The organism is Chryseobacterium sp. T16E-39 (genome assembly GCF_002216065.1).
Lineage (GTDB): Bacteria > Bacteroidota > Bacteroidia > Flavobacteriales > Weeksellaceae > Chryseobacterium.
Map to the genome: position 1 here is coordinate 222092 of NZ_CP022282.1, position 23027 is coordinate 245118.

A 23027-nucleotide genomic window follows, 5' to 3' on the forward strand; every position below is an offset into this window, starting at 1 on the left:
ATTCTATCCTTATATTTGGTTTATGAAAACAGGTTTATTCGCAATACTTTTAGTCGCTTTCAGTAATTACTGCCATACACAAATAAAATCACAGCTAAAGATCGAATCAGGCGTTTCCTATGAGTTGGCCCGATTCAGGAAAAGTACATTAAGTGATATTACATATGAACTGGACCTGAAGATTCCTGAAAGCAAGTCGGAAAGGATCTCCGGAACAGAAGCTCTTTCTTTTAATTATAAAAAGGAGAGTGAAGAGCCCCTGCAAATTGATTTTAAAGAAGATGCTTCCTCCCTGACTGCCGTATCCGTCAATGGAAAGATTATACAACCGGTTCTGAAAAATGAACATATCGTGATTGAAGCGGTATACTTGAAATCAGGAACCAATACAATTCATTTTACATTCCTTGCCGGGGATGGAGCATTGAACAGACGTGATGGCTATTTGTATGCTTTATTTGTTCCGGATCGCGCACGAACCATGTTTCCTTGTTTTGACCAACCCAATCTGAAAGCAAATTATACTTTGTCACTAACGATTCCTGAAAAGTGGAGTGCAATAACGAATGGAAAATTAAAAGAAACAACGATAGAAGGAAAAAATAAAAGATTAAACTTTGGTCAATCAGACCTATTGCCAACCTATCTGTTTTCTTTTTCTGCCGGAGACTTCAAAACCTTTACTGCTAAAATTGGCCAGGAGGATTCCAAAATTTTATACCGTGAAACGGATTCTGTAAAAATTAAAAACAGCATGGATTCAATTTTTTCTCTGTACAAAAATTCCCTTGCTTACTATGAAAAATGGACCGGAATTTCACATCCTTTTCAAAAACATGGAATGGTTGCTGTTCCTGATTTTCAGTTTGGAGGAATGGAACATCCGGGGGCTATTTTATTTCAGAATTCCACCTTATTTCTGGATAAAAATGCTACGCAAAATCAGTTAAACAGCAGATCGAATCTTATTGCGCATGAGGTTGCTCATCTCTGGTTTGGTGATATGGTAACCATGGATTGGTTTAATGATGTATGGATGAAAGAGGTATTTGCCAACTTTATGGCCGATAAAAGTACAGGAGCCTCTTCAGATAAAAGGGTATATGATCTTAAATTCTTAACAACCCATTTTCCTGCTGCTTATTCTGTAGACCGTACTTTGGGGGCAAACCCAATTCGCCAGAATCTGGACAATCTGAAAAATGCAGGAATGATGTATGGTCCGATTATTTATAACAAAGCACCTATTATGATGCGCCAGCTGGAACTTTTAGCAGGTGAGGAAAATTTTAGAAATGGGGTGGATGAATATCTTAAAAAATATGCCTATGGTAATGCTACCTGGCCAGATCTTATTACAATCCTGGATAAATATACCCCTGAGGATTTACAAAAGTGGAATAAGGTATGGGTTAATGACCCTGGTAGACCAATAGTTGATTATGAGATAAAATATAAAGGGAATATCATTGAGCGTTTTAAGGTTTCCCAGCACCCGGAATATGGAAAAGAACAAAAATCATGGCCCCAGGAATTTGAAATAAGCTTATTCTATGCCGATAGAGTAGAAAAATCAATCATCAAACTTTCAGGAAGTCAGCAAGAAATTTCTGAATTAAAAGGAAAAACGAAACCCCTTTTTGTCCTTCAAAATTCATCAGGAATAGGATATGGAGTATTCAGAATGGATAAAGATCTGATGTCTAACTTTTCTTTAATAAAAGATCCGGTCAACCGTGCCAGTGCTTATATTTCATTATATGAGAATATGCTGGGAGGCCTGGGAGCACATCCGCAGGAATTATTTCATTTTTTTTCCGGGCAGCTGCAAAATGAAACGTCAGAGCTGAATCTCCGTTTGATCACAGGGTATATTTCAACCATTTACTGGACTTTTTTACCTGAAGCCCAGCGGCTGAAAGAATCTGAAAATTTAGAAAATACATTCTGGAAAGCATTGCAGACTCATACTGCAAAAAATAATAAGAAAATTTTGTTCGATGGCTATCAGGGAATTTTTCAGTCTCAGCAGGCATACGACAATCTTTATAAAATCTGGAAATCTCAGACTCCACCAAAGGAGGTGTCCCTTAATGATGAAGATTTTACAAACTTAGCGCTTTCATTGTCACTAAGAAATAATGAGAACAGTGATCTGCTACAGGAGCAGTTGATCAGAATTAAAAACCCTGACAGGATCAATCGATTTAAAATCATTATGCAGGCTGCTTCTTCAGACAAAAAGATGAGGGATGATTTTTTCAGCAGTCTTTCGGAAAAGAAGAACAGAAGTAATGAATCTGCTATTGGTGCTTCTTTAGCTTATCTTCATCACCCTTTAAGACAGCAGGTTTCCATTAATTATCTTCCAAAAACTCTGGAGTTGTTACAGGAAATACAAAAGACCGGAGATATCTTTTTCCCTGATAACTGGCTTCGTTCGACATTCGGAAGCTATCAGGACCCAAAAGCCCTTAAGATTGTCGATCAGTTTCTTTTACAAAATCAGGAGTATAATCCTATTCTTAAAAATAAAATTTTACAGGCAACGGATAATCTGAGAAGAGCTCAGGTATTGGTAAAATAAAAAAAGGCTGTCTTAAACGCGAGACAGCCTTTTTTATGTGTATATCATCCGGTGTGTAAAAATCTTTGGCGACTGAATAATACTTCTTCACTCTCCCGATGATCTGGATCATCAATGCAGCAGTCAACAGGACATACTGCCTTACATTGCGGTTCTTCATGGAACCCTTTACATTCTGTACATTTCCCCGAAACAATATAGTATACATCATCAGAGATAGCCTGATTATAAGAACTTGCGTCTACTTCTGTACCATCGGGAAAAATTGTTTTCCCTGAAAGTTTTGTTTTATCCTGCCAGCGCCAGTCGATAGCACCTTCATATATGGCAGAGTTTGGACATTCTGGTTCACAGGCCCCACAGTTGATGCACGCATCTGTTATTGTTATAGCCATGATATCAATCGTTTAGATTCTTTAATAAAGATACGGGATTTTGAATTCCCAATCATCAAGTTTTACCTATACTTTAGAATAAAGTATTTTTTCTATCCTGTTCGTAGTTGCAATATTGATCAGTCTGTCGAGTTTATCTGTATACAAAGGAGAAATTTTATTTTCACTGTCAAATAAAGAGGTCCTGATCATGGGAACGCTAAACGGCAGTGGCCATGCCCGTAATGATTTGGCTATCGAGTCCATTGCATTGATTCCCTGCATCGCTTGCAGGCCATCAGCCCAACAAACAAGGCCTACCGTTTTATCGGTGAGATAGGGTTGCTCCTGATCAGCAGTGACCTCGAGCCAGTCCAGGCAGTTTTTCATGACACCGGGAATACTTCCGTGGTAGAGGGGGGCTAGCCAGAAATGGATATCCGCACCCAGAAATAATTGGGTCATACGTTCTACGGCCAAAGGAGTTTTAGTCAGGGTAATATCGTAAAGGGGAACGCCCGAATCGGCTAGTGCAAAAGTTTCATGGGTAATACCCAGCATTTCAAGTTTGTCTGTAAAGTATTTGGAAAGGATTCCTGATGTAGATTGAGGTCTTCTTTCCAGGGCACCGTTAAAGATAATTGCTTTCATTTTTATTTATTTTTTAAATATAACTTTAGGCATCCCTATTTCACCATACATCAGGCTTTTGACAAATGGTTTCAGAAGTTGGGTGACTAAAAAATAAAGTGCAGGAGCAGTTTCGGATCTTGCCTTAACAACTACTTTAAGATCTTTATACTGCTCTAATTCTGCACTTTGGAGTTCTTTTTTCCAGAGGTCTTCCAGGATCCCTTGTGAGTTCTTGATATCACTGTAAACACAATATCCTGATAGTTGATTCATTAATACCATATAAGCCCATGGTGGTATGATAGCATCAGTAGAACAGATGACCGCAACAGCTTTTCCGGTATATATGGAAAAATCAATGGCTGAGATCGACTCTTTAAACTCTTTTTCTTTAAGGATCATTCCCATAAAAAGGTGCTCTTTGAGATCAATCTCAACAATTTCAATACTGGGCTTATAATCCCAGATATCGAATGATACGATTCCCGAGGCTTCTGCTTTATTGATGAAAATATTCTGTTCCATGATTAAATAGGATTTCTATGCTTAGTATTTTCAGAATACTTATTTGATTTTTGAAAGGGTCTCTTCGTATTTCTTTTCTACAGATGCCCAGTCAAGGACCGACCAAAAAGAATCCAGGTAATCTGCTCTTTTATTTTGATACGCTAAATAGTAAGCATGTTCCCAGACATCAATTCCAAGTATAGGAAAACCTCGGTTAGTAGATTGAATATCCATCATAGGATTATCCTGATTAGGAGTTGAACTTACTGCAAGTGAACCGTTAAATTTAACATACAACCAAACCCATCCGGATCCAAACTGCCCAAGACCGCCTTTTTTTATTTCTGCTTTAAGGCTGTCAAGACTTCCAAAAGTTGCATTGATTGCATCTGCAAGTTTTCCTTCCGGAGCCAGCTTAGGTTGTGGAGATAAAATTTCCCAGAATAACGAGTGGTTAAAATGTCCACCACCATTGTTTCTGACTGCCGGACCATACTCACTGATTCTCTGTAATAAAGAATCCAGATCTGAATCTGCTTCTCCAGCCTGTTCAAGAGCGGCATTTAAATTATCAACATAAGCTTTATGATGTTTCTGATGATGAATAGTCATCGTTTCTTTGTCAATAAAAGGTTCTAATGCATCGTAAGCGTACGGAAGCTGAGGTAGGGTAAATGCGTTCATTATTTTGATTTTTTATTTAATGTGTTTCAAAGGTAATAATATATTTTAATTAAACAACTATATGGTTGTTTAATTAAGCCTGAAGCTCATTATTCTATTAAGTTGTAAATTATTGATTTAAGCAGATAAACCATAGATTATAGAAAATGACTATCTTTGTTGTACGAAAATAAAACAACCCAAATATTGCCAAATGAAAAAGCCGGCAGCGGATCGCATTCTAATGTTTTTAAAAATGAGAGGAGAGGCTACATCGCTTCTGATCTCTGAAGAACTTTCTATCACAAAAGAAGGGGCAAGAAAGCATTTGTTAAACCTTGTTAAAGATGGACTGATCGAATCCATAGCCAAGAGCGAAGGGGTAGGCCGTCCTTCTACCTATTATGTGCTTACCCAAAAAGGATTGGCACAGTTTCCGGATACCCACGCTGACGTTACCGTACAGCTTTTGAAATCGGTAAAAAATCTTTTGGGTGAGAATGCGTTGGATTTATTGATCAATGACCGGGAAAAGAATACCTATCAAAGATATGAGAAAGCCCTTACCAGTGCGAAATCACTGGAAAGCCGTCTGGAGATCCTGGCAAAAATGCGGAATGATGAGGGGTATATGGCGGAATGGACAAAAGAAGGAGCTGATTATTTTCTGATAGAAAATCATTGTCCGATCTGTGCTGCAGCGACCGAATGTCAGGGATTTTGCCGCGCAGAATTATCTAACTTTCAGAATTTAATTGGTTTGGATTATAAAGTGGAAAGAGTAAAGCACATTCTTTCAGGTGCCCAACGATGTGTATATAAAATCAGCAGCTAACGTATTTTTGGATTCTTCCGATTTTTGTTAAAAGGCCCATATCATCCTATTTTTACACTCATATCCTGAACTTCTTCAGCTGAGAGTCCATAGATCTGGGGAGTTTTTACATCAAGAAGATTGAGATAAATATAGAGTTCCCCTCTGTGATGGATTTCATGCTCTGTCATGGCCCGCAACCATTTCCATACAGTGATTTCCTGATTGGCAGGGGTCATGCATTTTTTCTGCAGATCTTCATCCGAAAGTTTACTGATGATTTCGACAGTCTGTCTGTGCATTTCATTGAAATAATTGATAATATTGTCATATCCGTCTGCCAATTCTTTTCCACAGCCCTGATAAGCACTTTTTCTGCCTGAAATAGTTTCCCCGTACATGTATCTTTCAATAGCTGCAATATGTCTGATCTGGTCACCGACTGTAAATTTTCCCGGCTTATAAGAATAATCCAGATGTTCGGGCTGAATGACAGCAAGTAATCGAAGAGTCCTCGAACGTATTTTTTCATAATAATCGATAAATGACTGTGCTGACTTTATTTCCATTGTATTAATTTTTATTTATTAAGTCAATTAAGATGTAGAAAAGTTTTTCCTGGATTGAAAAATATCTTGTGAAGATAAGAAAATCTACCTTTAATTGAGTCCTGATCATTCTATTAGACACATAAATATCCGGGTAGTAATTAACATAATAAAAAAAAGTCTACAAATTTAATAGACTAATTGAAGATATATTTTATATTTGCATTCATGTTTAAGAAATAAATAGCAGAAATGTACATAATGAAGTGATTTTATTTCTGAATAATAGGGGGAGGTAAATTTTTTTCCACTTATTTATTGCAACATTGTTGCGGATTTAATTTTTTTTATTATTATTGCAATTGTATTGCGTTAAAACAATTTTATTGTTCAGAAGTCTAGTGATAAATCATTGATTTAAAAAAAATGCAGAATAATAGATAAATGAGAATGGTAAATTGAATGGATGAATGATTTAATTGGGATTGGGACTTTTTAAATAAATAAGGAGGATTACGCTATAGGGCTCACTTTTTTTCAGATGCTTTTAACTTAAAAAATATATTTAATATTTATCATTTATGAAAAAACAATTACTAATGATCGGGATATTATTTGCTGCTTTAGCAAGTGCCCAATCCAATGATGATCTAAAGAGAGAGTTTGAAAAACAGAACAAAGAGAATAACGAAAAATTTGACTCTTATGTTGCAAAACGCTATGGATCTGCTAAAGCTCCGGGTGTTCAAAAACAGGTAGAAGAAGAGAGAAGTAATCTTGCAGGTTTTTTACCGGGGGGTAAACCTTATTTCTATAAGAAACAGGATGTAAGACAGGTTCAAAATGCTAATGCTGATGTTTTAAATACTGCTGGGGGCGTAACAGGATTAAACAATGCTTACAAAGGTGAAAATATTAAATTTACAGTTTTTGATGGAGGTAGAGTATATGCTGCCCATCCTGCTTTTGACAATGCGGTGGGAAGAATCTCGAATAAAGAAGCTGCGACTCAAATCTACAGTGAGCATTCAACGGGTGTGGCGGGCTTTATTGGAAGCAGAGCATTAAATATTTCAGGTAATTTAAATGGAGTACCCGTTACAGCAAATATTCAGGGGGTTGCGGTGAACTCTACAATAGATTCTTATAGATTTGCGCAAACTGTATTACCTGGAAATACAGCGGCCAGTAATGTATTCCAGAAAATACTTATAGCACAACCTAAAATATCGAATCACTCCTATGGAACCAATCCAGGTTGGAGTATAGAACAAGCAACTGATGGCTCTTATTTCTGGCTGTGGAACGGTGCTTTTTCAAGTCCTTCCACCAACTATGATACGCAAGGCAGTTACTTATCCAATGATCAGAACTATGATCAGATCGTATACAACAATCCATCTTATATTGTCGTGAAATCTGCAGGAAACTCTTTTGGAGATGGGCCTAACAGACCTGGGACCACTGCATTTCCCAAGTATTATGAAGATGCCAATGGAAATCCGGTTCAGTTTGCTTCTACAGATACTTTACCTGCCGGGAACTGTGCACAAGGATATGACTGTATAGGCCAGGGATCATTAGCTAAAAATATAATTGTAGTGGGTGCTACGGATGTGATCACCACCAATAATTTTAAATATTCTGTAGCGGGGGATGTGGTCCATTCTGATTACAGCAGTGCCGGACCAAGAGATGATGGTGGAATAAAACCAGACATTGCAACTACCGGAACTAATGTTTTTTCTGCTTCTACAGCAGAAGATACAGTGGGAAGTACAAAATATGATTATGGCAGTGGAACATCCTATTCAGCGCCTGTTGTAACAGGAGTTATTGGATTATGGACACAAATTCATAAAGAACTTTTTTCTAATCAGCTATTAAATGCCGCAAGTGCAAAAACATTAATGGTGCATTCTGCGTCTGAAGCAGGAAACGTTGGCCCGGATCCATGGTTCGGATGGGGGTATATCAATGCAAAAAAAGGGGCAGAACTACTCGTTGGAAAAGCGAATAATACCGTTATTTTTAACAATGAAACCTTAAGTAATGGTGTTGCTAATACCAAAGTTGTCAAAGCATCAGGAACAGAGCCTCTTAAGGTAACCATATCATGGATAGACCCTGCATATGTGCTTCCCGCTGGTTTAACTTGGGGACAGGTTTACAATAATAGAAGTTCAAGATTGGTCAATGATTTGGATTTAAGAATTATTGATACTACGAACAATACAGTTTATACTCCTTGGAAGCTTAATGCTAACAGTCCATTGACTCCTGCTACTAAAGGAGATAACACGGTAGATAATGTAGAACAGGTTGTGATTGATGCTCCAGTTGCCGGAAGAAATTATAGAGTAGAGATCACTAATAAAGGGAATTTAGTGAATAGCGCCGGGGCGGGAGCACCTCAGAACTATTCGATTATAGTTACAGGATATAATCAGGAAGTTCTTGCAACGAACAAAGTTGGAAATGTAAACGCAGAAAGCGGTTTGGTGATCGCTCCAACAATTACTAAAGATTTCGTTAAAGTACTGAAAGCTCCTAAAAATTCGACATATACCATTTATGATCTTTCAGGAAAGAGAATACAGAGTGGAACCATTAATTCTGATAGTGCAAGTATAGATCTATCTTCTAATATTAAAGGTATTTATATCATCGAGGTAAAAACAGATAAAGAAACTATTTCGAAAAAAGTTATTAAAGAATAAGTGATCATTTCTTATTCTGTTATTTCTACTATTTTTTTGTATAAACAAAGGTATCATTCTCAATGGTTAATCTTAATTCTTTAAAACCATTGTTAGATGCCTTTGTTTATTTTTTGTTTATGTAGCACGTTTGAATATAATTAAACTCCCACCTATATAAAATAGATAGGAGTTAATTGAATGATATATATATTCAAAATCAAATTTTAATAAATTTTCCACTGTAAATTTTACTTTCAGTAATTAATTTAATGAAATAAGTGCCAGATGGAATATCTCTAATGTTGATATGCTTATTAGCTATGGTTAAAGGTATCCTTTTTACTGTTTGTCCTACTATATTTTGTATTTCAACATTTCCTTCAATACTATTGTTGTCAATATTTAAAGTGATTTCTTCTTTAGCTGGATTCGGAAATACAGATAGCGGGCTATTCAAATCGAAATATTCCTTCTTTTTGTTCGTAATCAGGGAATTACGTGATGGTTTTGAAATTGCACATGCGTAAGAAGAATAGCTGGACATTACCTGTCCTGACTGCTTGGATTGAATTGAATTTGTACAGGGTGAAATAGCTAAAATTAATGGGTTTCCAGACGAGGATGAAAGTATAGACTTAGGACCTACTGTGATTACATCGCCTGCTGTAATATTTGTTGTCACATTTGGTGTTGTAGTAGTTTCTGTTGTTGAAGAACAAAAAGAAGAGCCAATATTAATATTTTTCCAATACAGATCACCACCTGGTATTACATTACAATATGTCATATCAGTAGATGCACATCCAAAGATTTCTAAGCAAGAGATAGTTAATTCTATTTGTGATCTGTTTGCATTTGGACCAGGATAAACAACAATATATTTGTATGATTCCATTGTATCAGTAGAAAATGTCAAATGTAAGGTTTGATCTGTAAAAGACCCTCCCGTATAAGTATATAAAAGTCTACTGGACGAAAATGAAGGAATTGGGCATCCTGAATAACTACAATTTGGTGGAATAGGATCATTACAAAGCAAAACATTGAATTTAGCATTTGTAAATACAGAAGCATTGAATTTTGGAATTCCAATATTTACTTGATATGAGGATCCCTGTACAAAATTTACCTTTCTATAGACTCCTTCTCCCATGGTACCGGACAGATTAGGAAAATTTTGATAACCACTCCACATCCACAAGGTCTGTCCAACACCGTCATATGTAGGAGTCCCGTGTGTAACTCCCCATTCTCCTGGTGTTGCAATGAGCTGTAAATTGCCAGATGTTGGCCCAAGATTAATATTATCTGAAATATTTACCTGAGCTTGAAAAAATGAAGTTATCAGCAATAAAGCAAAAAGTAGATGAATTATATTTTTCATAGGTTCAATTTTTCGTTTTCAACTGATCAACTTCTTTTTGTAGCTTAATGATGTAAAGAGTTAATTCTTCTACTTTTTGCATTAAAATCTTATTCATTTCTTCTACATCCAATCCTTTTTCTTTGATTTCAGCCTCGCTGGGAACACCAGGTAAATGTTTATTTTTAGTAATGAATGAAGATACTTCATTAAGGTCTGGCAAGTGGTAATCATTTGCAAAAACATAATCAGCCCACTTGTCAATTTGAATTACACAACGTTTAGCAATAATATCTCCATCTACACTAAGCTTATAGCCACCATAATTACCATTTGCAGCTGTAGCACCAATTCTAACATTTCCATTATTATCCATAGCCATAGCTAATTTTGTTTCAGATGCCGGAGGAAATTGAGTTGTCTGATAAGTTCTCCATATTTCAAAAATATTTCCGGGAATAACCAACAATCCGCTTGAATAATCTGAAATTTTAAAAGCAGGTTGTGGTGTTTCACCTATAACTGCGCGAATTGATCTACTAATGGACAATGAAGCGTCTGGTGTAGTATTGCCAATTCCTACTTTTCCCATTGTAGTTGTTGGTATACCAACTCCTCCGGTCCACACATTTTGTGCAAAAGAGGTAGTCGATACTGAAAGGATTAAAAGAAAAAAAATTTTGTTTTCATGGTATTAAATTTTATAGTGTTAAATTAATCTTGATATTCGAATTTATCAGTATTGATAAAAGGTATATGTTCTCTATTGTGTGAAGTAAAGATAGGAGAAGGTGAAAATTGGATATAGTATAAATACGACATTATAATTGAAATTTATTATGATGATCTATATTTCAATTGTCAAAATGAATTGAAAAATATTCTATATTTACTTTCAATCAGTTGAATAGATTTTTATGGAACCATTAACATTTCTTCCCATAAATAATAGATTGAAAAAGATTGTTGAATCAATTGTAATTATTGATATTGATTGTGATCAGTATGATTTGAAAAGGGAATATCAATATCCATGGACTGCTAAGGCAAGTATATTTTTTACATTAAGTGATGAGAAATTATTAATAAAAGAGAATGGTAAATATCAAAAATTACCATTTTGTTATACTGTAGGTCCAAGGCTTGTTAATGACGTTATTAATATTGGAGAAAAAAGACGTAAGATTGTTGGAGTTACCTTTAAGGCTGGAGGATTTCACAGACTTATGGGAATACCTGTTAATTTGTTAACAAAAGAAAATACAAATACTCATCATATTTTTGGAAAAGAAACTGAAGAAGTGGAAGAGAGATTAAGAGAGGCTAAAAACAATATTGAAATATTGTCCATAATAGAAAGTTTTTTATTTAGAAGAATAGAATCTCTTCCAGCATTTTCACTATTTGATCTTGCACTTGAACAATGTGTGGAGAGTAAAGGAAATATCAAAATCGGAGAATTGGCCTCCATTTCAGGATTAAGTATCAGGCAGTTTGAAAGAAAATGTGAGATAAGTTTAGCTGTTGCTCCAAAGCTTTTTGCCAGATTGACACGTTTTACTTCTGCATTTATGATGAAAGAAAATAATTTAAAATTAAATTGGTCAAACATAGCTTACGAATCTGGTTATTTTGATCAGATGCATCTTATAAAGGATTTTAGAATGTTTTCGGGATACAATCCTAACATGATGAATCAGATTGAAAACTTTGATGTCAAAATTATGACAATTTTAGAAGGTAAGTACAAGTATAAGACTTCCTAAAGTACTAAATCTAACTTAGCGTATGATCCACAAATTATATAGGAATGTGATTTATTATTCTTATGTAATAGAATTATAATATTGATTGTCTTATTACAAATTACAAACAACCAAAAATGAAGACTTACTTTTTACTGTTTCTTTCTATTCTTTCATCTTTTTACTATGCCCAGAATGCTGAATTGGCTGTCGATGCTATTATAAAAAGGGAAATGTCCGAGCGTAAGATTCCGGGGCTGCAAATTGCAGTGGTTCAGAACGGGAAAATCATTTTGAAAAAATCTTTTGGTGTTGCGAATATACAGGACCAGGTTCCGGTAACAGATACTACGATTTTCCCGATTAATTCCTGTACAAAAGTATTTACAGCTACTGCCATTATGCAGTTGGTAGAACAGGGTAAAGTGGATTTGTCAGCACCCATTTCTACCTATTTGGTTGATCTTCCTGAGCAGTGGCAAAAGGTCACTGTAGAGCAGATGATGACTCATATTTCGGGATTTCCGGAGTTGCTAAATGTACTCGACCCGAATACCGGAAATACCACAAAAAGTGAAAAAGAAGTCTGGGATGAAGTGAAAAGTCTTCCTATGGTTTTTAAAACCGGAGAACAGTTTAGCTATAATCAAACGAATTATTATCTGCTGGGAAAAATAATTGAAAAATTAACGGGAAAATCCTTTGAACAGTTTTTTAAAACCAAACAATTTCAACAGGTTGGTATGACTCATACGCTATTCGGGGATTCCAGAGATGTTATTCCTCATTTTGCACCAACATATCGTTATCGAAACCTGAATAATGGGAAAACAGGGGGCGAACAAAAGTGGGTGAATGATTACTATATATTTCCGGATTTTACCAGAACCGGAGCAGGACTTAACAGTACCGTAGAGGATATGGCAAAATGGATTATTGCTTTACAAAACGGTCAACTTCTGAAAACTCCTGAAGCATTAAACAGAATGTGGTCACCTATAAAAATGAATAATGGAACTCCTACAGCTTGGGCACCCGGTTGGGGATTGGCAAAATTCCGAACCAAACATAAGGCAGTGGGAATGTCTGGCGGTGCCAGATCAGCATTTTTAGTATATCCTGATGATCATTTAGCTGTAATTGTCCTCACCAATTTGGGCGGAAGTACCCCGGAAGATTTCCTGGAAGAGCTTGCTGGTGTTTATAATCCTGAGATCATTAAAGCTGATCCTGTTACTTTTCTAAGGCTTAATTTAAAGAAAATGGGATTTGATAAAGCTATTGAATTAGTCAATGCGGAAAAGAAAAGGAATCCTGATTTTAAGCCTCAGGAATTTGAATTGAATGAGTGGGGCTATCGGATGATGTCTAAAAATGAGTTGAAAAATGCTTCTGAAATTTTTAAATTAAATGTTCACTTGTTTCCAGATAGCTGGAATGCTTATGACAGTTATGGCGAAGTCTTATTAAAATTAGGGGATAAGGATCAGGGGATTAAGATGTATCAAAAATCAATGGAACTCAATCCTGACAATGAAAATGGTAAAAATGTTTTGAAGAAATTGACTTTAATAGAAAGCCCTAAAAGTACCAGCAAATAATCATATTACAATACAATGAAGAATTATACCAGTCTGCTTTTTTTATTTCTTGCAATATGTCCGATTTTTGCTCAATTGCCGGCGGACTCGATAAGACTCCTTGCTAAAAAGGCTGTTACTGATAAAAGAAGTAAAAGCATTATTATCGGTATAATAGATGCCAATGGCAGAACCATTTTCAAAGAAGGAGTCATAAGTGATGATAATCCTGTATTACCCGATGAAAATACGATTTACGAAATTGGTTCCATTACCAAGGTATTTACGTCATTGGTTTTAGCGGATATGAGTATAAAACATCAGTTAAAGCTTGATGATCCTGTTTCAAAGTTTCTGAAGAAAGATATAAAATTACCTACTAGAGGAGGAAAAGAAATTTCTTTACTCAATCTGGCTACCCATAGGTCAGCACTTCCTCGATTTCCTTACAATGTAGATCCAGGAGACCTTGATAATCCATATGCTGACTATACTGAGAATAAGATGTTTGAGTATTTATCACACTATCAGCCGGATATTGATATTGATTCAAAATGGAGATATTCGAACACGGGATACGGATTATTAGGGTATGCGTTAACATCGGTTTCGAAACAAAAAAATTATGAAACGCTGATAAAAGAGAAGATTTGTAAACCTCTTCATATGGATCATACGGTCATTACTATGACTGATGAACTGGAAAAGAATAGAGCAAGAGGGCATTCTGAATATGGAAAGCCCGCAAATTTTGTTGTTTTATCGGCAATTGAAGCAGGAGGTAGCCTACGTTCAAACCTTAATGATATGTTTACTTTTGTTGAAGCCAATTTGGGACTGATAAAGTCGGATTTGTTTCCAGCTATGAAACTTACTCATTTAAAACAGTCTAAAAAGGAGAATCATATGGGCTATGCTACACTTGGCTGGACATTTTGGGATAATGGGAAGGATATTGTTTTCAAAGATGGGGGAACACCAGGTTTCAGTTCTTTCATCGGACTTGATACCAAAAATAAATGGGGGATTGTTATACTATCCAATTCAGCGAATTCAGTTACAGATATTGGATTGCATATTATGGATCCAAGCTATATAATAGAACCTTACAGGTATCCATGGAAACTTTTAGACACTCTGCGGATAGCGGTTAAAAATAATGGTGTAGATCATGGCATTGAATTATACAGGGATCTTAAAGCGAATCATCATACGGAATTTACATTTGATGAGAATCAGCTTAATTATTTAGGACATGAATTGAGAAGAGATAATAAGATGGAAGATGCGATTAAAGTATTTGAATTTAATAAAAATGAATACCCAAAATCTACACTTGTGTATGAGAGCCTGGGAGAGATCTACAAAAGAAATCATAACCGGAAGAAAGCTTTTGAAAATTTCGGAAAAGCCATGGAATTAGAACCTCAGAACAAACATTGGGATTTTATGCTTCATCAACTGAAAAATCAGTGACCTTTTCTTGCACGCCAAATATATCAGAAAAAGATCAGATTCTTGGATCAGTAATTTGAGAGCTCTTTACGAATACAGATTAGGCATCATTTGCATCAGAATGAGTAGAGAAACCAGCTTTTTTGAGGATTCATAATTGGGGTTAAGCTGTTCCCTGATCTCATTCAAGGCTTTACTGAGATTATTACTCACTGTTTTATTACTTAGATTAAGGGCTTCAGCAGTTTCTACAACAGACATATTTTTACGGATTCTTAAATCATACACTTTTTGTTCTGTTGGTGAAAGATGAGAAATGACTTCGTCTATCATTGTGAAAAGCTCATTGATGTCATGATCTTCAAGTATTTCTGCATATTCTGCATCGGTAATTTCCGCTAAAAAATCCTCAGTTTCATCTACATATACTTCCTGTATCTTCTTGATGCTCGCATAATAGTCCAAAATGCGATAATGTATAAATCGGAATAAATATCCCTTAGCACTTTCCTCCTCATCAGTTTGTACAAATTCAGGGTTTTCCAGAATCCTGATCCAGAGGTTTTGCAATAGCTCTTCAGTAGCTTCTCTATCTCTCGTACGGGTGAATATCATTGTATAGAAACTATCCCAATATCTGTCGTACAGCGTAACAAAAGCAGGACGGTCTCCTGATTTTATTTTATTTAGTAAATTATAGTCTGTCGGTTTCATAATCTCTATTGCAAATCTACCTAAACTAATATTAATGTTTTGTGAATTATCCAGTCTTTAAGGTTAAATAATTCTGAAAAAAAATCGTGTTTTCCACTGATAATGTGTCTGTTTGTTCATAAATGTGTTGTTTTTGTTGAAAAAATAATGTCAATGTTAATGAAATATTAAATCCCGTTTGGGAAGTTTCTCTTTTTGCCCAGTATTATAAGTGAGCGTATTTATTGAAATTAATACAACATAAAACTAATACAACAACATTATAAAGTGAAGAAATTGAAATACAGCAAGACCGAGGCATTTGTTTTTAAATTATGGAGCAGGGAAGTATCCGGTAAAGAGATTTCCAGAAAAGAATCAGAAGTCCTGGAACTGTGGAAAAGTGAAGCAAGTAAAAACCTGGATAAAAACCATATCCTCGAATCTAAAATTAAAGTGCTGTCTGGTTTAGAATCCTATTTTGGACGTCCGGTAAAGAATAATGTCTTTTATCTGAGACGAAATTTTTATCGTGCAGCTGCTGTATTGCTTCTCCTTTTTGGTCTTACCGGTTTTTTCTCCTATAACTTTTTCATTAAACCAGATATATATGTTGCAGTAGAAGTTAATAAGATCATCAAATTGAAAGATGGATCTACTGTAATGCTTTTGCCTGGAGCAAAACTAACTGTTGAAAAATCTTTTCCAGCTAAAACAAGGGTGGTGGATTTACAGGGTGATGCTGTATTTAAAGTAGCCAAATCCAAAATACACCCATTCATTGTAAAAGCGGATGGCTTTAGTACAAGAGTAATGGGAACAGTTTTTAAAGTGATGCAGAGAGGTGCACGTAAAACGGTGGAATTATACGAAGGAAAAGTAGCAGTTTCCTCACCAGGCACCGCTGTTTCTTACCTTACTCCTAATCAAAGGTGGACAAATTTTGGATCAGCACATACTGCGGCAGTAATTAATGACAAAACAGATAAGAAGTCTGGAAAAAAGATCTCAATGCTCCTAACCTTAACTTTTAATGATGTATCCTTTAAAAGTATCATGGAGATTTTATATAAAAACTATGGAATAAGCATCAGATATCCGGAAGAAATAGCCGAGAAGAAAATTACGGCAGACCTTACCGGAAGCAGCTGGGATGAAAATGTAGAAGCATTGGCATTTATAACCGGTCTGGAGGTACAAAAAGAAAATAATACCACTTATATATTAAAAAAATAGTAACAGGATTAGTGTGTGATGGAGATTACGAATAAAATTATGAGTCAGTCAGTAATAAAAAGTGGGGTTAAAAATATGAGAAATTTGAAATGCAGTCTTACTGTAGCGGTGATCTTTTTTGCTACGACAATAGACGCGCAGGAGTTAACAATGAAAGTCTCTTTCTCTGCTCAGGCAGGCAGACCTTTGATTGGAACACTGGAAGAATTTGCAGATAAAACAAGAATGCGTTTGGTGTATTCAAAATCAGATATAAAAGATCTCAAAGTGGGCGAGGTAAAATGTGATAACATTCCTGTAACCGATTGTCTGAAAAGTATTACAGATAATCTTCCGGTTGCAGTACGTCAAAGAGGAGAACTGATCTCGGTGAAATACCAGGGGTCTGCTATGTCTGTATCTTCAGTACAAAAAAATGGAAAACTTACCGGTAAGATTGTAGATGAGATCGGAAACGCGGTTATAGGTGCAGAAGTGAGCATAGCGGGTAAGGCAACCGTAACAGATAACAATGGGGACTTTAGCATCAACATTCCTTCTGGAACTTATACACTTACTGTGAAAGCATCCGGCTACAATTCATTAAGGGTAGAGAAGCTTACAATAAGCAATGAAGAAACAAATACAGTTTCCTTTGCTATGAAGCATATTTCTTCAAATAAGGAAACGAGAATTAAAGAAGTGGTGATTAAAGGAACCCGAAAAGCAGATACACAGGCGGGGCTTTTAGCACAACAGAAGAAAGCTGCACAAATGAGTGACGGAATATCAGCCGAACAGATTTCCAAAACTCCTGATAGTGATGTTGGAGGAACATTGAAAAGAGTAACAGGAATCACTACTATAGATAATAAATATGTGGTTGTCCGGTCAATGGGTGAGCGATGGAATACAGCTGCTATGGACGGAATTAATTTGCCAAGTACAGAAGCATATAATCAGAACTTTTCTTTTGATATTATTCCTACGGCAATGGTAGAAAGTGTAGTGGTAAGCAAAACAGCAACACCCGATATGAATGCCAGTTTTGCAGGAGGATATGTAGAAGTACGCACGAAAGATATTCCGAACGAGAACTTTACAACAGTAAATGTTGGATCTTCTTACAACGACATCTCAACATTTAAAGAATTTCTTTCGAAAAAAAGAGGAAAGTACGATTACTGGGGGTATGACGATGGAACAAGAGATTTTCCAAAAGGTTTAGTAGCTGCTGATTGGAATAACCCGCTGTTTTTTGAGCAGTCTAAACAGTTTACCAATGATAATTTTACGAATTACTCTACGAAGGCTAACCTGAACTCCAATATGCAAGTTGCGTTGGGAAGGATCTTCAAACTTAAAAATAATAATAAATGGGGTTTTGCCGCCGCCATTACCACAAGAAATGAACAGAATAAGCTAGATATTGACCATACGGGAAGAGGATCATGGTTGGATAATGCTGGATTGAACGTTAATTGGGAACAGACGGAGACAGCCCCTGTAAGCTTTTTTAATTTTAAAAATAAAGGAGCATCTTACAGCTACAACTCCACAATAGGAACCATGTTAAACTTTGGTTTACAGCTGGGTAAAAACAGATTATCCTTCCGCAATTCCTATACCCATATTTATGATCAAACTCTCACAAGGATTACGGGATGGGATCAATATACCGGAGGTCAGGATGCAACCGTTCCTTATAACTTTTTTTACTATGGAATCGTTCCTACAGGTACCGTTATTGGGGAAACACCTATTACAGAATCAACCAATTACCCGGTTTATCAGACCTTATTGCAGAACAAATTAGAAGGAAGCCATAAAATAGGAAACAAAGAAATAACTTGGTTTGCTGCCCGAACTGGGGTGACTTCTGATACAAAAGATTATACCATATACCGTACAAACTATGATTTTATTGGGAATGAAATTTTAAGCTATAATCAGATTTACAATTCCCAAAATAATTTTACAAGAGGATACATTGCAAATAAAGAAACGGATTATAACTATGGAGCTGCCTTCAAATGGAGCATGGATACCGGGAGTTTTAAAAATGATATAAAAGTAGGTTATGCAGGAGCTATAAAAAATAATACCAATCAGCAGCAAAAGTTTTTCTTAAGGGTCGATGAAAACCGAAATGTCCCCAATAGTGAAAAAGACCATTTGATTATGGATGGAGCACTTTCAGGGTGGCTTGATGGTTCTCATTACGCGCCTGGAGGGATCGGATGGCAAACCAAACCACTTTATAAAAATGAAAAATATGAGGGAAAGGTTACCCAGCATGCCCCTTTCATTATGTTTGATAATCGTTGGGACAATAAACTAAGATTAGTTTGGGGAGTGCGGGCAGAGTATTTTAAATATGATCTGATTTCGCAACAGCAAAGTACAGCTGCAGACGATCCCAAGGCTGTTATTAAAGCTCCGATTAAAGAAAAAGCATGGCAATGGATGCCTTCAGCAAATTTTACTTATAGTCCTACGAGCAGTATCAATGTGAGACTTGCCTATAATAGGTCTGTAATCCGCCCTCAATTTAATGAAAGAACAGGATTACCATATTTTGATCCTATTGCGAACGGTCTTATCTATAATACAGAAATGACTTCAGCGGTGATCAATAATTATGACTTTAAGTTTGAATGGTTCCCTGGTCTGGGAGAGATTATTTCAGCGGGATTGTATTATAAGAATATCGACCGGCCTATTGAGCGTGAAGGATATATTTCTCAGGAAGGAAATTTATTTCTCTACAATGGAAATTCTAAGAATGCAAAATTAAAAGGATTTGAAGTAGAAGTCAGAAAAAGCCTTGGATTCATCCGGGAAGATACTTTCCTTAAAAATGTGTTTGTCAGTGGTAATTTTACCTATAATGATACCAAGGTAGTTGCTTTTAAAGATATCTATAAAACAGAGGATACTGATGAGACTTATGAAGTCAATCGACCACTATACGGACAAACTCCCTATACCTATAATCTGGGATTATTATACAGTGGAGATCGTTTAGGGTTAAGCTTTTTGTACAATGCAAAAGGAGACCAGTATGTTACTGTTGGGTACGCTTATATCGGAGAGGAAATTCAGAGACCGTATGCTGTAGCGGATGCACAGATTTCATATAAGCTTCTGAAAGACAAAAATCTGGAGTTTAAATTTAATATAAAAAATATCTTCAACAGAGTTAGAGAGTACTATAATAATTTCAATTCTTACTCAGTAAATAAAGGAAATGGAAGTGAATTTAGTACGCAAAGAGAATCTTTAGGTCTTTTACCCGGTGCTACAGATAAATATGATAGGGATATTGATACTACATTATTCAGAGCATTCAATGGAAGAACGTTCGGTTTATCAGTGAGCTATACCTTTTAAAGTAAAAGAGATGTAAGTGATCATTAAGTAAGCTTTTTACAAAAGCGTGAAGAAATAAGATTTTATAATTTATAAATGGTGATGTTACAGGTTTCCTTATCCTGAGATCTGATCGAATAAATACTGTTGGTGCGCGCTTCAGTAGGATATTCAGACAAAAATGGAGAATTACTGTGCTCCCCCGGGCAGTAATGGTATCAAAGGGGGGCCTTGCATGGCTGCACCTCAGTTTTGCCTGGTTTTTTAAAAACAATGTGTAACCAAACCGCGAGATATATAAAGGTGAGTATCCCGCAAAACAGGAATCCTCCGGACCAAAAAATAATAACCGGATCCATATTTCTAAATTTTACAACAATGAGAAAATTAACTTTAATCGCTGTAACAGCTTTATCTTTAACAGCTTGTCGTGAGAATGATTCTTTATCAGATTCTTCTAAATTTGAAATGCAATCTGCTTCTGCAGAGTATTTAACTGCTTCTGCACTTCCTGTTACTGCAGTGAGTGGTGCAATTACGACCAACACTACTTGGAGTGGAGTTGTTGAGATCGATGGTATTGTAACTGTTAAAGGTGGGGCTACTTTGACTATCCAGCCAGGTACTTTTATTAAGTCAAAACCAAATGCTAACAATACGCCGACAGGAGTTTTGGTTATCGCTAAAACTGGTAAAATAAATGCTACAGGTACTGCATCACAGCCAATTATTTTTACAAGTTATAATTTATTGGATGGTGATGAAGATACTACTGCAAAGCCAGGTGATTTTGGTGGAGTTATTATATTAGGAGATGCTCCTACTAATAAGCCAACAACTACTGTTATTGAAGGTTTATCAGGTACTGATTATCAATATGGGGGTACGAATGCTGCTCACAACGCAGGAACGCTTAAGTATGCACGTATTGAATTTGGAGGATTTGACCTTTTCGCTCCTAACTCTGGAAATGAAATCAATGGTTTAACTTGTGGAGGAGTTGGTAATGGTACTACTTTAGACCATATCCAGGTATCTTACGGTAAAGATGATTCATTTGAATTTTTCGGAGGTACAGTAAATGCTTCAAACCTGGTTTCTTTTGCACCGGATGATGATAATTTCGATTTCGATTTCGGATATACAGGAACTATTACTTGTGCATTAGCTTTAGCTGATTACAATTCTACTCATAGCCAAAGTGGTGGTGTTTCTGATACTAACGGAATCGAGTTAGATAATGATGGAACAGGTACCGGAGCTACTCCTTTTACTCGTCCTACTGTTAAAAATCTTACTATTGTAGGAGCTAGTAGCCCTGTAAAAGGTGGATTGTATGAAAATGCTATTCACGTAAGGAGAAACGGTAAATTAACATTAGAAAATGCTTCAGTTACAGGTTATCCTGTGGGAGTATTATTAGAAACTGTGAGTGGAGCTGCTGTAAATCTTGCAGATCTTAGCTTTACTTCTGTACAGGCACATGGATTCACATTTGCTACAGCTTCTAAAATAGGTTCTACTACTGCTGCTCTTACTATTCCTGGAGTAACTTCTTCTACCACTAACCCTGCAAACGTTTGGGGAATGACACAACCATTCTTTAACGAAACTGCTGCATGGAACGTTTCTCCAAGAAACTGTGGAGATTTCCAAGGAACATGGACAAAATATAATTTTTCAATTGTACAATAATTGATCAACATGGGGTGGCACAACCTGCCATCCCATTTTTTTAATTCATCTTTAAAATCTATAGAATGAAAAAATTAATTTTACTATCTGTTTTAGTTTTATCAAAATTTGTGTCTGCACAATATCCTGTATGGACCAATTCTTTTAATTCTACAAGTGATATGCAGGGATGGTCTTTCCATGACCTGAATGGAAACGGAAATGGATGGGTACAAGGACCAAATATTTATCATAATGGTACTTCTTTGGCCTATGGTTCACAAGGATCTCTTCGCTATTCAATTACTAACGTGCCTTCAGGAAGTGTACCAGGATTTACCAATGAAAATGACTGGGCTATCTCTCCTGCAATCGATCTTACAGCATCCGGAGGAACTATTACATTGGCAGCCTATATTGGCAGACAAAGAACAACGCACCCGGTAGTTGGTAGATATCTTTATATTTACGTAAGTACTCCTCAGAAACCTGTACCTGCATTGTCAGATTTTCAGGCATTAGCGACAGATACAAATGGCAATCCTCTTCCAAGCCCTTATGTAATCAAAGCAGGAGGTACTAATCCTTTTCCAGCTGATTTAAATCAGTTTGTGGAAAGCTTGGTGGACCTTTCTACTTTTGCAGGAAAAAAGATCTATATCGGATTATGGTCTAACAGATATGCGGCAGATGATACCAATCTTACGAATATCAACATCAATGAAATGACGATCTTTACGTCGGTTCTAAATACACAGGATGTAAAAAAAGTAAAAAATTCTACTTCAATTATGCAGAATCCTGTAGCAGGATCATTACTGTTAAAACTTAATCCTTCATTAAAAGAAAGCTCTGTTTCAGTAACAGTTTTCAATATGGCTGGACAATCAGTTCTTACAACTCAATACAAAAAAGAGATCAATGTTGCTGGTTTATCTTCTGGAAATTATATAGCTGTAGTATCGGACGGAATACTGTCTGAGAAAGTGAAGTTCATCAAAAAGTAATTCTTTAGATGCAGGAAAGTAGTCCCTTATTTCAGATTTTTTATAGAGGTAAAAACACAACCATGTCAGAACTATCATTATAGAATGTATGGAAC

General features: G+C 36.0%; 18 protein-coding genes. 10 read left to right on the plus strand and 8 right to left on the minus strand.

The genetic code is table 11. The annotated features are described in order from the left end of the window. Positions 1–22: 22 nt before the first annotated feature. Positions 23–2587: a M1 family aminopeptidase gene (locus tag CEY12_RS00970; protein WP_089029733.1), complete on the plus strand. Its 2565-nt coding sequence runs from the start codon at positions 23–25 to the stop codon at positions 2585–2587. Positions 2588–2631: 44 nt separating this feature from the next. On the opposite strand, the gene CEY12_RS00975 is transcribed toward CEY12_RS00970, so the two are convergent. From CEY12_RS00975 to CEY12_RS00990, 4 genes are all read right to left on the minus strand, one after another. Continuing rightward, positions 2632–2982: a 4Fe-4S dicluster domain-containing protein gene (locus CEY12_RS00975; protein WP_089025919.1), complete on the minus strand. Its 351-nt coding sequence runs from the start codon at positions 2980–2982 to the stop codon at positions 2632–2634. Positions 2983–3048: 66 nt separating this feature from the next. Then, the gene (locus CEY12_RS00980) at positions 3049–3612 is read right to left on the minus strand and encodes an NADPH-dependent FMN reductase (protein WP_089025920.1); all 564 of its coding nucleotides are present in this window, start codon (positions 3610–3612) and stop codon (positions 3049–3051) included. A gap of 6 nt (positions 3613–3618) precedes the next feature. After that, positions 3619–4119 (minus strand): DUF2480 family protein, encoded by a 501-nt coding sequence (locus CEY12_RS00985; protein ID WP_089025921.1) that lies wholly within the window; start codon positions 4117–4119, stop codon positions 3619–3621. 39 nt (positions 4120–4158) lie between these two features. After that, positions 4159–4785, minus strand: coding sequence for a superoxide dismutase (locus tag CEY12_RS00990; protein ID WP_089025922.1), 627 nt, complete (start codon positions 4783–4785; stop codon positions 4159–4161). A 193-nt stretch (positions 4786–4978) separates the two neighbouring features. Between CEY12_RS00990 and CEY12_RS00995 the strand changes: the two genes are divergently transcribed. Further along, positions 4979–5599 (plus strand): helix-turn-helix transcriptional regulator, encoded by a 621-nt coding sequence (locus CEY12_RS00995; protein WP_089025923.1) that lies wholly within the window; start codon positions 4979–4981, stop codon positions 5597–5599. A gap of 41 nt (positions 5600–5640) precedes the next feature. On the opposite strand, the gene CEY12_RS01000 is transcribed toward CEY12_RS00995, so the two are convergent. Further along, positions 5641–6147, minus strand: coding sequence for a DinB family protein (locus tag CEY12_RS01000; RefSeq protein ID WP_089025924.1), 507 nt, complete (start codon positions 6145–6147; stop codon positions 5641–5643). A 560-nt stretch (positions 6148–6707) separates the two neighbouring features. On the opposite strand from CEY12_RS01000, the gene CEY12_RS01005 reads away from it, so the two are divergent. Next, the gene (locus CEY12_RS01005; protein WP_089025925.1) at positions 6708–8846 is read left to right on the plus strand and encodes a S8 family peptidase; all 2139 of its coding nucleotides are present in this window, start codon (positions 6708–6710) and stop codon (positions 8844–8846) included. A 199-nt stretch (positions 8847–9045) separates the two neighbouring features. On the opposite strand, the gene CEY12_RS01010 is transcribed toward CEY12_RS01005, so the two are convergent. Together CEY12_RS01010 and CEY12_RS01015 are read right to left on the minus strand one after the other, a co-directional pair. Continuing rightward, positions 9046–10212, minus strand: a complete 1167-nt coding sequence (locus CEY12_RS01010; protein WP_089025926.1) for a T9SS type A sorting domain-containing protein — start codon at positions 10210–10212, stop codon at positions 9046–9048. Between the two features lie 4 nt (positions 10213–10216). Continuing rightward, positions 10217–10783, minus strand: coding sequence for a hypothetical protein (locus CEY12_RS01015; RefSeq protein WP_157676724.1), 567 nt, complete (start codon positions 10781–10783; stop codon positions 10217–10219). A gap of 325 nt (positions 10784–11108) precedes the next feature. On the opposite strand from CEY12_RS01015, the gene CEY12_RS01020 reads away from it, so the two are divergent. The 3 genes from CEY12_RS01020 to CEY12_RS01030 all read left to right on the plus strand — a co-directional run bounded on the left by CEY12_RS01020 (position 11109) and on the right by CEY12_RS01030 (position 14992). Beyond that, the gene (locus CEY12_RS01020; RefSeq protein WP_089025928.1) at positions 11109–11957 is read left to right on the plus strand and encodes a helix-turn-helix domain-containing protein; all 849 of its coding nucleotides are present in this window, start codon (positions 11109–11111) and stop codon (positions 11955–11957) included. A 116-nt stretch (positions 11958–12073) separates the two neighbouring features. Continuing rightward, positions 12074–13537, plus strand: a complete 1464-nt coding sequence (locus CEY12_RS01025) for a serine hydrolase (protein WP_089025929.1) — start codon at positions 12074–12076, stop codon at positions 13535–13537. A 15-nt stretch (positions 13538–13552) separates the two neighbouring features. Next, positions 13553–14992 carry a serine hydrolase domain-containing protein gene (locus CEY12_RS01030; protein WP_089025930.1) on the plus strand — a complete coding sequence of 480 codons (1440 nt, stop codon included), beginning with the start codon at positions 13553–13555 and terminating at the stop codon, positions 14990–14992. Positions 14993–15058: 66 nt separating this feature from the next. Here CEY12_RS01030 and CEY12_RS01035 read toward each other — a convergent pair whose 3' ends face one another. After that, on the minus strand, positions 15059–15685 hold the full coding sequence (locus tag CEY12_RS01035; RefSeq protein ID WP_089025931.1) for an RNA polymerase sigma factor: 627 nt from the start codon (positions 15683–15685) through the stop codon (positions 15059–15061). 267 nt (positions 15686–15952) lie between these two features. On the opposite strand from CEY12_RS01035, the gene CEY12_RS01040 reads away from it, so the two are divergent. From CEY12_RS01040 to CEY12_RS01055, 4 genes are all read left to right on the plus strand, one after another. Then, entirely contained in the window at positions 15953–16900 is a 948-nt protein-coding gene (locus tag CEY12_RS01040) for a FecR family protein (protein ID WP_228409760.1), read from the plus strand. Between the two features lie 75 nt (positions 16901–16975). After that, entirely contained in the window at positions 16976–20272 is a 3297-nt protein-coding gene (locus tag CEY12_RS01045; RefSeq protein WP_089029735.1) for a TonB-dependent receptor, read from the plus strand. A gap of 357 nt (positions 20273–20629) precedes the next feature. Then, on the plus strand, positions 20630–21946 hold the full coding sequence (locus CEY12_RS01050) for a hypothetical protein (protein WP_089029736.1): 1317 nt from the start codon (positions 20630–20632) through the stop codon (positions 21944–21946). A 65-nt stretch (positions 21947–22011) separates the two neighbouring features. Next, on the plus strand, positions 22012–22932 hold the full coding sequence (locus CEY12_RS01055) for a T9SS type A sorting domain-containing protein (protein WP_089025932.1): 921 nt from the start codon (positions 22012–22014) through the stop codon (positions 22930–22932). The last annotated feature ends 95 nt before the right edge of the window (positions 22933–23027 follow it).